Origin of the sequence: Streptomyces sp. NPDC001634, from assembly GCF_040298185.1 — a bacterium.
Classification (GTDB): Bacteria; Actinomycetota; Actinomycetes; order Streptomycetales; family Streptomycetaceae; genus Streptomyces.
On sequence record NZ_JBEOZU010000035.1, the window covers coordinates 84,877 to 95,569 of the forward strand.

The window sequence follows — 10,693 nt, forward strand, 5'->3', positions numbered from 1 at the left end:
CATGAGCGACTGGCACCCCCCTCGCCGCGAGACGGCCGGCGGGAACTCGCGGGCCTCGCGGGCCTGGCGCTCAGCAGGCACGGCCATGGCCGCAATGCTGGTCCTCGCCACGGCGGCCTGCCAGAGTCAGCACAAGAGTTTCCCAGGGGCGCTCCAGGGCCAGGACACGGATGTCAGCGCAACGGAGGCGTTCGACCACTACGGCATCAAGACGCCGCCTTCAGTGCGGAGCCTGCGCTATTCCGCACTGTCGTCGGATGACACCTACCCTCTGGTCGCGCTCTTCGCGGTCGACTGCGGGGACGTCCCGGCGTTCGTTTCCCGAAGCTCACTGCGCCGGGTGTCGTACGCACGTTCCGACACTTCCGACGTCGATGTCTTCGCCAAGCGCTACGGCTGGGTCAGCCCGACGTCGGACGACAGTTGGTATGAGCGGGACTTCGGCCGATACCAGATGATCGAGGCGCTTGTCCACCAAGCGGCAGGGAAGTGCACGGTGTACCTGACCGCGTAATCCATGAACGTCTCGGGCCGCGCCATTCACCCTGGCGCGGCCCGCAGGCGTTCTGCGGCTCATGGCTCCCACGGATTGGATGGTCGGTTTCAGGTGTCTGTCGGCTCTGTGCTCGTCAATGCCTCCGTTGTCGTGTCGGTCGTTGCGTCTTTGGCGGTGGCACCGAGGACCATTCGTCGTCGCACGGGGGAGGCCCCTGGCATTCGTGCCGTGCGCGCGGCTTCCATCGGTCCGGGAATCGCACTGATCGCCGTCGCCCTGCTGATCTACTTGAACCAGGTGTTGTTCACCGTGTATGTCGTGCGTGTACACGGTGGAGATGCGTCGTTCATAGCGCGGTACCTGCCGGACGGCTGGTTCGCGTTGGCCGACAGGAATCCGCTGATTCGGTGGCTCGCGGAGCACTTCCCCGCACCGGAGCTCCTCGCGCCCTCGGTGCTGCGAGTGCAGGCGTTCCTGGAACTGCCCTTCGTGCTGCTCGCGTTCGCGACGGTGCTGCGCTGGCTGGACCGCGGCCTGTACCGGAGAGTGGCCCGTTCACCGCTGATCTGGCTCGCGGCAGCCTCTTACACGGCGGTGTTCTGTGCCGCCGAGTGGGATCTACGCAATCCCTACACGATCGAGGACATCGCCATCAGGCTGGTTGCGGCAGTGGTGACGCCGCCCCTCATCATGGCGCTCGCCGACCGGGAACGCGAGGACAGCCCGCCGGTGTCCGTGTCCGGGCTCCTGCTGTTCGGTGCTTCGCTGTGGGGACTGGGGCATTTGGTACTGGTTGTCTACGACACCGCACTGCTGTACAACCTGGGAAAGCTCCGGGCTGAGCTGCCGGGGGCGGCAGTGGCACTGGCCGTGCTCGTGGCGGTACGGGCAGCCGCGTCCAGGTTTCCCGGGCATGCAGCTGTCGGCGCAGCGGTGACGACCGTCGGGAGTGGGCTGCGTTGGTCGCTGGCGTTGTTCTTCGTACCCGCCCTGGCAGTGCGCTACGGGGTGAATTTCGGCAGCCCGCTGCTGGCGGCAGCGGCGGGAGGTTGCGTGCTGCTCGTGGCTGCCGTACGTGCCGTACGCGAAGGGCTGGGCGATCGGCGGCTCCTGCGCAATCCCGAGCGCCTGTCCACGGGGGTCGGGCAACTCGGCTTCGCCGCCGCCGCAGGGTTCGTTGCCGCATACGCGGCCGTCCACTGGGCGACCGACACCTATTACGAAGCCGCTTTGCTGAGAGCCATGTGCGTATTCCTCATCACGGCGATCGCGGTCTGTGCTGTCACCGATGAGATTCTGCACAGAATGATGCGGAAGAGTTCACTGTCGAACGGTGAGGCGTGATGGCAATGCCGGGGGCAGTAGTACCGTGCCTGCTTGTGGCCACGGTTCTGGCGCGGCTGAAGGCGCGTCGGATCCGTAGGCGGCGGGCTCGCCTTCCGGTGGAACAGGGTCTTTCCGACCTCCATTCGTCAGCGGCCGCAAGCGCCTGACCGGGCTGTCGGTTCGCTCTGTCCGGTGTGAGAGGGATACAGCGGTGGACACGGAGCGGACGGGTCAGGCGCTCACCGACGAGTCCGGCGGTGAGGCCGGTCCCCGGTGCGGGCCGGCCGGGCGGCCCCGCGGCAACGGCCGGCCCCGCCGCACCTGGCTGAGCTGGACCCGGCGGATCGCGCTCGGCCTGCTCCTCGCCCTCCTCGTGCCCACGCTCGCCGTCGCGGGTACCCTCCGGCTGAACTACGCGGGCGACCCGGCGCCGGGGACGTACACCCGGAACCGGGACGCTCTGTGGCTCGGCCACGCCTGGGTCGACGGACGCAAGCGCGACACGGACCTGGATGCGCTCGAGCGCCGCCTGCGCGGCACCGGAATCCGCGACCTGTACGTGCACGCGGGCCCGTTGGAAGACGACGGCACGCTCCCCGAGTCCGCCTACAAAAACGCGCGCTGGCTGATCAATGCCGTACACCACGAGCTACCTGGCGTACGCGTCCAGGCCTGGCTCGGCGACGAGCTCGCGAGCGAGGGACCGGTCGGCCTGCGACTGGAACGGCAGGCGACACGGGCTGCCGTGGTCCGTTCCGCCCGCCAGGTCCTGGCGGGCGGGTTCGACGGCGCCCATGTCGACCTCGAGCCCCTGCACTCGGGCGACCGCGACTACCTCGCCCTCCTCGATGCTTTGCACCGCGTCACCAGGGCCCACCACGTCCCGCTCTCGGTGGCAGCCCCCCAGATCGACCCCGTCCCCGCACTCCACTCCTTGGCGGGCGGTCTCACCGGACATCCCAAGTGGTGGTCTCAGCAGTACTTCGGCCAGGTCGCGCGCCGGGTCGACCAGATCGCGGTGATGTCGTACGACACGGCGATGCCCCTCCAGAGCCTGTATGGAGGCTATGTCGCCCAGCAGACATCTCTGGCTCTCGAAGTCACCCCACCCTCGACGGACCTGCTGATCGGCCTGCCCTTCTACCACGAGGACGACATCGGCCACCACGCGTCCGCCGAAACGGTCACTGTCGCCGTCCGCGGCGCCCGCCTGGGCCTCTCCCGCACGGACGCGGACCGCACCCACTGCGGCGTCGCTCTCTATGTGGACTTCGCCGCGACCGCGGCGGACTGGGCGGCGTACCGCGAGCGCTGGGTACATCGACTCAACGGCTGATCGTAGAGGGAATGTGATTGTCGATTGAGGCTCTGGCTGTGATCAGGTTGGGTTCGACACCTGGAGCAGCCCTTGTGCCACCACGACCGTATCGTCAGTGGTCAACTCGCCCCTCGGACACAACGATTGACGATACGGTGACGAGGGCCTCGACCTTACGGTCGCGGTCCTCGTTGCGTTTTCGTAGCTGATAGCGATGCCCAGGGCGTCGTAGAGCGGGCCTTTCATCTCGACGGCGGCAGTCTGGATGCGCTGTGCAATATCTCCAAGACTCTCAGTGATCTCCCGGAGCTGGCGCGTGTCGAGCGGGGATTGCTTCTTCCGGGTGACGGCGGAGTGCGCGTCGAGCTTCTTCTGCGCCGCGTCCTTGTCCCGCTGGGCCTCGTTGATCCACTGGGTGACGACGGCGGGGGTCGGCTCCGGAGTCGAGGGCGGCCTGGTAGCGGGCGAGCCGCCGCTCGCACTCCTTGATCGCCTGGCGTGCTTGGGTCTGCTCGGGGGTCTGGGACTGTGCGGTGCTTGCTGCGGCGCTCGCGTGGGTGAGCGCTTCGATGGTGGCGGAGAGCCGGTCCGGGGCGAAGGCCCGGGCGATCCACTCATCCAGGGCCTGGCACAGGATGTCTTCTCTCAGGTAGACGGTGCGCGGGTGGGTGAGGTCGGGATAGAGGGCGGCTTCTTCCTCTTTGAACTCGCAGCGGCAGTAGACGTGGCTGCGGATGGTGGCGGGCTGCATTTTGCGCCCGCATAGGCTGCACCGGACCCGGCCGCGCAGAGCGTAGGGGCGCGCGCCCCGCTTGCCGGCGCGCTGTGTGCGCACGGTGCGGGCGGCATCGAAGAGATCGGTGCTGATGATCGCTTCGTGGGCGGGCTCGATGGAGTGGCTCCACTCCTCGACGGGGTTGTGCGTCATGTGGGTGCGGTGGCCGAGGGTGACATCGTCGACGTCGAGGAGGCGTTCTTCCTAGCGTTGCTTGTTCCAGACCTCGTGGCCGGTGTAGCGGAGGTTGAGGAGGATGGCGCGTACGGCGCCCTGCTGCCATGCGGTCTTCTTACGGTGGGGATTGCGGGTGGCGTCATGGGCGGAGGGGCAGGGGATGCCTTCCCGGGTGAGCTGGGCGGCGATGGCGCTGTAGCTCATGCCCTCCAGTACAGACGGAAGAACCGCAGCACGACGGGTGCGGCGGCGGGGTCGGGCTCGAGCTTGTGGATGCGCTGACCGGTGGCGGCCTTGGACGGGTTGGGGTGGGGGCCTGCGTCGGCGATCCGGTAGCCGTAGGGAGGCCGCCCGTCGAGGTAGCGGCCTTGGAGCTGGCCCTGGGAGCTCATGGCCCGGCTCACGCCATGGCGATCTGGTTGACGGAGAGGAGGATCTCGATGGGGCCAGGCTCCTCACGCTACCGCGCGGTGGTCGCCCGTCGTCCTACGATGAGTGAAGATCACATGCGAAGGGAGCGTGAAATGATCTTCATCACGGCCAAGTTCCGGATCAAGCCGGAGTACGCGGAGAGGTGGCCCGAGATCTCCCGTGAGTTCACGGAGGCCACTCGCAGTGAGCCCGGCTGTCTGTGGTTCGACTGGTCGCGCAGCCTCGACGATCCGACCGAGTATGTGCTCGTAGAGGCGTTCCGGGACGGTGACGCCGGTACCGCGCATGTCCAGTCCGACCACTTCAAGTCGGCACAGCAGACCCTGCCACCCCACCTGGTCGAGACGCCGCGAATCGTCAACGCGGCCCTGGAGCAGGATGACTGGTCCCTGCTCGGGGAAATGGCAGTCAAGGGCTGACGGAGTCGCGGAGGGGCAGGGAAACACGACTGCCGCGTTCTCCCGCGCCGGGACATGTCACTCACCGCCACCATGTGCGTGCGGTGCCAGGGCCTCGCCCACCGCCTCGCCGGAAGACAGTGGATCCACGTCGCCATCCGGCGTGTCTCGGCCCACCTCTGGCCAAGACACCCGGGTCGCCGGGGCACGAGGCCGGCCGGCGGCTGGGTAACCCTGTCCGGGGTACGTTCAGCAGGAGTAGGCAAGTGCTGTTGCCGGGGCCCACGAAATGATCTGATGAAAGTCCCTGCCAAGCGTCGCTCCGGTAACCGCCCGGGTGCCGAGCCTGCGGCAGACCATGGTGCGCCTGCACCGGGCCGTGTCGACTGCCTCGCGCATGACAACAAAGGACTGCCCCTATGGAATACCGTCATCTTGGCCGCAGTGGTCTGGTCATCAGCGAGATCGCCTACGGGAACTGGCTGACCCATGGCTCGCAGGTGGAGGCGGACGCGGCGACCGCGTGCGTGCGCGCGGCGCTGGACCTCGGCATCACCACCTTTGACACGGCCGATGTCTATGCGGCAACGCGTGCCGAGTCGGTGCTGGGCGATGCGCTGAAGGGCGAGCGCCGTGAGGGGCTGGAGATCTTCACCAAGGTGTACTGGCCGACCGGGCCGGGTCGCAACGATCGGGGGCTCTCCCGCAAGCACGTCATGGAGTCGATCGAAGGGTCGCTGCGACGCCTGCGGACCGACTACGTGGACCTGTACCAGGCGCACCGGTACGACGTGGCCACGCCGCTGGAGGAGACGATGGAGGCGTTCGCCGACATCGTCCACTCCGGCAAGGCCCACTACATCGGCGTTTCCGAGTGGCCCGCGGAGGAGATCCGGCGTGCTCACGCGCTGGCGCGGGAACTGCACATCCCTCTGGTGTCCAATCAGCCCCAGTACAACGCCTTGTGGCGGGTGATCGAGGGGGAGGTCGTGCCCACCTGCGAGGAACTGGGCATGGGTCAGGTGGTGTTTTCTCCGATCGCGCAGGGTGTGCTGACGGGCAAGTACGAGCCCGGTCGCCGGCCCCCGCAGGGCTCGCGGGCCACCGATGACAAGGGCGGGGCCGACATGATCGCGCGGTGGATGCGCGACGAGGTGCTGGAGGCCGTTCAGCGGCTCAAGCCGCTGGCCGCCGAGGCCGGGCTGTCGCTCGCGCAACTGGCCGTGGCCTGGGTGCTGCAGAACTCCAACGTCTCGGCCGCCATCATCGGTGCCTCGCGTCCGGAGCAGGTCGAGGAGAACGCCAAGGCGTCCGGTGTCGTGCTGGAGGCTGACCTCACGGCCCGCATCGAGGAGGTCCTGGAGCCGGTTGCGGTCACCGACCCCAAGCGGGTCCACGACAATGTGCCCCAGCGCCGCCCCTGAGGCGTCGACGCCATTGCGGTGATCGGCAGCCGCGACCTCTCGGGCCTCCAAGCCGGTCTCCGTGAAGCGTCACAACAGCACGCCCCCTGCCTCCTCACAGCCGAATGAGGTGGCCTGGGGAGCAGCACTCCACAACGGCGGCCCCTTTCGACGGACGGTCCGCTCCCTCCGCACATCCGAATCACACACAGTGGCTGGATCGCATGACTCGTTTTCAGGACCGGGTGGCAATCGTCACGGGCGCAGGAGCTCCGGACGGGATCGGTGCCGCGGTGGCGCGGGGACTCGTCGCGGAGGGCGGCCGGGTCGTGTTGTGCGCGACCTCCGAGCGGATCCACGAGCGTGCCGCGGAATTGGGCGAGGCTGCTGTGGGTGTGGTCGCCGACCTGACACTCGAAGGAAGCGCGGATGCCGTGCTGCACGCCGCATTCGAGCGATGGGGTCGGGTCGATGTGCTGGTGAACAATGCGGGCATGACCTCGGTGACCTCGGGCTGGGACGCTGACGGGGACGTCGCCGCCCTGTCACTGGCGGACTGGAACGCGGCCCTGGCCCGCAATCTGACGACGGCCTTCTTGATGTGCCGTGCCGTGGTGCCCGCCATGAGGGCGGCTGGATACGGCCGGATCGTCTCGGTCGGCTCCACCACGGGAACGGTCACGGCGATGCCGGGGCAGGCCACCTACACAGCGGCGAAGGCCGGCCTGGTGGGGCTGTCCCAGGCGCTCGCCCTCGAGGTCGTCAGGGATGGCGTGACGGTGAACATCGTGGCTCCCGGTTATGTGGCGACCGGTTCACAGCTGGAGTTCGAGGCCGCGGCCGCCGCGGCGGGGCCGTTTGGACGCAGCGGCACGGCGGAGGAGATCGCGGCGTGCGTGCTGTTCTTGGCGCATGAATCGGCTTCTTTCGTCACCGGCACGGTCCTGGTGGCGGACGGCGGTCACCATCTCCCGGAGACCTGGCCCGCTTCGTGAAGCCGAGGGGCCAGGCATCCTCCTGTCGCCCCTGCCCTGGTGCTGACCCACCCCTGAATCTTCGGGATCTCAGTCCGACAACCGCGAAGCCCCGGGGTCCCCTTGTTGCCGGTGATTCGACATTCGGCTGTTGCGAGGTCGGAGCGCACCGAGCCGAAGGAGTGTTCACATGCCTGTGCGCCCCGCCTTCCATCTGGCCATACCGGTCGATGACCTTGACGTTGCACGCCAGTTCTACGGAGATGTCCTCGGGCTGAGCGTAGGACGGTCCACTGGCCACTGGATCGACTGGAACCTGCATGGCCATCAGGTGGTGACTCATGTGGTCCCCGGTGGCCCTGTGCCCGCTGGGAACAGTGAGGTCGATGGGCATGCGGTGCCCGTCCCACACTTCGGGCTGTTGCTGTCGACCGAGGACTTCCATGCGCTCGCCGAGCGACTCCGTGCGGCGGGTACCGAGTTCGTCATCGAGCCTTACCTCCGATTTTCCGGCGAGCCGGCGGAGCAGTGGACGATGTTCCTCCACGATCCGGCCGGCAACGCGTTGGAGTTCAAGGCGTTCCGCGACGAGTCCCAGGTCTTCACGCGATGAGGCGGGTGCTGGTCACAGGGGCGTCGCGCGGGATCGGCCGGGCGGTGGCCCTTGCGTTCGCTGAGCGCGGGGACCGCGTGGGAGTGCACTACGCGACCAACCGCGCGGACGCCGAGGAAACGCTGCGGCGACTGCCCGGTTCCGGTCACGCCCTACTCGCGGGCGATCTTGGCGATCCGCAAGCGGCGCGGGAGATCGTCGACGGTGCCGTGGAGAGGCTGGGCGGGGTCGACGTGCTGGTCAACAACGCCGCCGCCGCACCGTCCGACAGCACCCGGCACTCCGTCGCCGACGTGTCCTATGAGGACTGGCAGCTTGTCTGGCACCGCATGGTCGACGTCAATCTGCTCGGCGCGGCGAATGTGACCTACTGCGTCGCCCGGCACCTCATCGGCCGCGCCGGTACAGGCAGCATCGTCAACATCGGTTCGCGCGGTGCTTTCCGGGGCGAGCCCGACTTTCCCGCGTACGGTGCGAGCAAGGCTGCACTGCACGCCTTCGGGCAGTCGATGGCCATCGCGCTGGCACCGCACGGCATCGCGGTGACGTCTGTGGCGCCAGGCTTCATCGCGACCGAACGGCAGGCCCCGAAGATGGCGGGCCGAGGCGGCGAGACCTTGCGCGGCCAGAGCCCGTTCGGACGGGTTGGGACGTCCGAGGAGGTCGCGGCCGCGGTGCTCTACCTGGCCTCACCGGAAGCCGCCTGGTCGTCCGGAACGGTACTCGACCTCAATGGCGCCTCCTACCTTCGGACCTGAGGACTCGCGGACACATCGGCACTGGTTCGTGCGTCATCCTGACCATCGCGCACGTTGCGGAATGCTCCCGCGTCCGCTGGTCAGTGCCCTGTAGCCCACGCCCTGTCTTCACTGTTGTGGGATTCGTCTGACTACCTGCGCACAGTGTTCGGATTGCCATGCCCGCGACTGCGGCTCACAGGTCAGCCGTCCGATTCCGGCAAGTCTGTGGTCAGCCCACGACGGCCTTGAGTTTTTCTCCCGTCTGCCTCCGGCCCGCACACCGTGGAGCGGGCCAGGCTCCAAGCGTCCCAGTAGTCATGTGGGCGCGCTCCACACCGATCCGCCTCGCCGGCCACGGCGACGACCCATCCGAGCCGCACGTCTTTCGCAGCCTCGACTGAGTCCACAGCCGTCCCACCCGGACTCAGCGAGCAGCGGGGGTCGTCGAGCGGTTCCTCTTCGCCCACCCGACGCGTACCCGTCGTGTGCAGACGGCATCGCGAACCTGCACGGGCTGCTGCCGAACGAGCGGGTCGCTGGGGTAGGTGGGGAGTGGCGGGCTGTGGGCCGTCGGCTCAGCGGTTGGGTGGGGCTACCAGGCCGGACTCATAGGCGCGGACCACGAGTTGGGCGCGGTCACGGGCGTGGAGCTTGGCCATGGCCCGGTTCATGTGGGTCTTGGCGGTCAGTGGGCTGAGCACCAAGCGGTCGGCGATCTGGTCGTCGGACAGGCCCCGCGCGACGAGGGCGACGGCCTCGCGTTCGCGGCCGGTCGGCTCTTCCAGCTGCGTGCCGGTATCGGTGGGGGGCGGCTGGGCAACGCGCCGGTTGATCGGCTTACCGGGATTCTTGCAGAAAGCCCCGGCGTTCAGGCCGGGGATGTATGCATCTCAAGGCTGTTCTGACGTGCACTTTAGAGCGGACGTTTTTGCTGCTCGATGTACTGGCGGACGATCGCCAGCGGTGCTCCGCCGCACGATGCGGAGAAGTACGAGGGCGACCACAGGTGCCCGTGCATGATGGCGCGGTTGATCTGCCCGGTGAACTCTCCCCCAGCCTTCGGCCGGGAGGTACCCCCAGCCGTATCCGGCGAGCGGAGACGCCCTTGAGGCTGTTGACCAGCTTCGAGACGGCGACCTTGGGCGGGTAGTGCACCAGGAGGTGGACGTGATCGCGTTCACCGTTGAACTCCTTCAGCTCCGCTTCGAAGTCCCCGCAGACCTTGCGCATGACCTCTTCGCAGCGCGTCAGCATCTCGTCGTTGAAGACTCCGCGTCGGTACTTCGTCACGAAGACCAAATGCACATGCATCGCCGAAACAACGTGCCTGCCACGCCTGTAGTCGTTCTGCTATCCATGAGACCAATCGTAGTCAGGCCTTGTAGGATCTTGGGTGTGCAGCTCCGCTACAACTACCGGGCCTACCCGGACGCCTCCCAGCGCCGTGCGCTGGCGAGTGCGTTCGGGTGCGCCCGCGTAGTGTGGAACGACTGCCTGCGCGACCGGAAGGAAGCGCACGCGGCAGGACTGCCGTATGTGAAGTCGGCCGACCTGTCCCGGCTTTGCATCACCCAGGCCAAGCGCACCGAGGAACGCGCCTGGCTCGCCGACGTGTCAGCGGTCGTCCTGCAACAGTCCCTGCGGGACCTGGATGCCGCCTACAAGAACTTCTTCGACTCGATCAAGGGCAAGCGACAGGGCCGCAGGGTCGGCCCTCCCCGCTACAAATCGAAGAAAGACACCCGGCAGTCGATCCGCCTCAACACCAACGCCTTCTCCCTGATGGAGAACGGCACGGTGTACGTGGCCAAGGTCGGCAACCTCAAGGTCACGTGGTCCCGTCGGCTTCCGGCCGCACCCACGTCCCTGACCGTCACCAAAGACAGCTCCGGCCGGTACTTCCTCAGCTTCGTCGTGGACACCGAGCCGGACATCCTCCCCGGACTGGACACCGACGCCGGTCTCGACCTCGGTCTGTCCGCCTTCGCCGTCCTGTCCGACGGCAGCAAGATCGACAGCCCCCGCTTCCTGCGCCGGGCCG

12 protein-coding genes and 2 pseudogenes are annotated in these 10,693 nt (G+C 67.6%); 9 read left to right on the plus strand and 5 right to left on the minus strand.

Translation table 11 applies throughout. The features are described from left to right. The first annotated feature begins 1 nt into the window (after position 1). The 3 genes from ABT186_RS23845 to ABT186_RS23855 all read left to right on the plus strand — a co-directional run bounded on the left by ABT186_RS23845 (position 2) and on the right by ABT186_RS23855 (position 3,158). A complete protein-coding gene (locus ABT186_RS23845; protein ID WP_351233931.1) occupies positions 2 to 514 on the plus strand; it encodes a hypothetical protein in 513 nt (170 codons plus the stop codon). A 108-nt stretch (positions 515 to 622) separates the two neighbouring features. Continuing rightward, the gene (locus tag ABT186_RS23850; RefSeq protein WP_351233933.1) at positions 623 to 1,840 is read left to right on the plus strand and encodes a hypothetical protein; all 1,218 of its coding nucleotides are present in this window, start codon (positions 623 to 625) and stop codon (positions 1,838 to 1,840) included. A 193-nt stretch (positions 1,841 to 2,033) separates the two neighbouring features. After that, the gene (locus ABT186_RS23855; RefSeq protein WP_351233935.1) at positions 2,034 to 3,158 is read left to right on the plus strand and encodes a glycoside hydrolase family 18 protein; all 1,125 of its coding nucleotides are present in this window, start codon (positions 2,034 to 2,036) and stop codon (positions 3,156 to 3,158) included. A 274-nt stretch (positions 3,159 to 3,432) separates the two neighbouring features. Here the strand turns inward: ABT186_RS23855 and ABT186_RS23860 are convergent, their stop codons facing one another. From ABT186_RS23860 to ABT186_RS23870, 3 genes are read right to left on the minus strand one after another with little or no spacing between them, the layout of a single operon-like run. Then, the gene (locus ABT186_RS23860; RefSeq protein ID WP_351233937.1) at positions 3,433 to 4,068 is read right to left on the minus strand and encodes a hypothetical protein; all 636 of its coding nucleotides are present in this window, start codon (positions 4,066 to 4,068) and stop codon (positions 3,433 to 3,435) included. Positions 4,069 to 4,119: 51 nt separating this feature from the next. Continuing rightward, the gene (locus tag ABT186_RS23865) at positions 4,120 to 4,296 is read right to left on the minus strand and encodes a recombinase family protein (RefSeq protein WP_351233939.1); all 177 of its coding nucleotides are present in this window, start codon (positions 4,294 to 4,296) and stop codon (positions 4,120 to 4,122) included. Next, entirely contained in the window at positions 4,293 to 4,484 is a 192-nt protein-coding gene (locus ABT186_RS23870) for a hypothetical protein (RefSeq protein ID WP_351233941.1), read from the minus strand. The genes ABT186_RS23865 and ABT186_RS23870 overlap by 4 nt, the downstream gene beginning before the upstream one ends. A 132-nt stretch (positions 4,485 to 4,616) precedes the next feature. On the opposite strand from ABT186_RS23870, the gene ABT186_RS23875 reads away from it, so the two are divergent. The 5 genes from ABT186_RS23875 to ABT186_RS23895 all read left to right on the plus strand — a co-directional run bounded on the left by ABT186_RS23875 (position 4,617) and on the right by ABT186_RS23895 (position 8,670). Then, positions 4,617 to 4,943, plus strand: a complete 327-nt coding sequence (locus ABT186_RS23875; protein WP_228620813.1) for a putative quinol monooxygenase — start codon at positions 4,617 to 4,619, stop codon at positions 4,941 to 4,943. Positions 4,944 to 5,341: 398 nt separating this feature from the next. Further along, entirely contained in the window at positions 5,342 to 6,346 is a 1,005-nt protein-coding gene (locus tag ABT186_RS23880; protein WP_351233943.1) for an aldo/keto reductase family protein, read from the plus strand. A gap of 203 nt (positions 6,347 to 6,549) precedes the next feature. After that, complete coding sequence (locus ABT186_RS23885; protein WP_351233945.1) at positions 6,550 to 7,320, plus strand: SDR family NAD(P)-dependent oxidoreductase; 771 nt, start codon at positions 6,550 to 6,552, stop codon at positions 7,318 to 7,320. Positions 7,321 to 7,489: 169 nt separating this feature from the next. Next, complete coding sequence (locus tag ABT186_RS23890; protein WP_351233947.1) at positions 7,490 to 7,912, plus strand: VOC family protein; 423 nt, start codon at positions 7,490 to 7,492, stop codon at positions 7,910 to 7,912. Then, positions 7,909 to 8,670 carry an SDR family NAD(P)-dependent oxidoreductase gene (locus ABT186_RS23895; protein WP_351233948.1) on the plus strand — a complete coding sequence of 254 codons (762 nt, stop codon included), beginning with the start codon at positions 7,909 to 7,911 and terminating at the stop codon, positions 8,668 to 8,670. The genes ABT186_RS23890 and ABT186_RS23895 overlap by 4 nt, the downstream gene beginning before the upstream one ends. A 557-nt stretch (positions 8,671 to 9,227) precedes the next feature. Here the strand turns inward: ABT186_RS23895 and ABT186_RS23900 are convergent. After that, a pseudogene (locus ABT186_RS23900) lies at positions 9,228 to 9,491 on the minus strand (response regulator transcription factor); the annotation flags it as partial. Between the two features lie 74 nt (positions 9,492 to 9,565). Further along, positions 9,566 to 9,963, minus strand: a pseudogene (tnpA, locus tag ABT186_RS23905) (IS200/IS605 family transposase). Between the two features lie 84 nt (positions 9,964 to 10,047). On the opposite strand from tnpA, the gene ABT186_RS23910 reads away from it, so the two are divergent. Next, positions 10,048 to 10,693 (plus strand): RNA-guided endonuclease InsQ/TnpB family protein (locus tag ABT186_RS23910; RefSeq protein ID WP_351926764.1); only part of this gene is annotated, 646 nt, incomplete at its 3' end.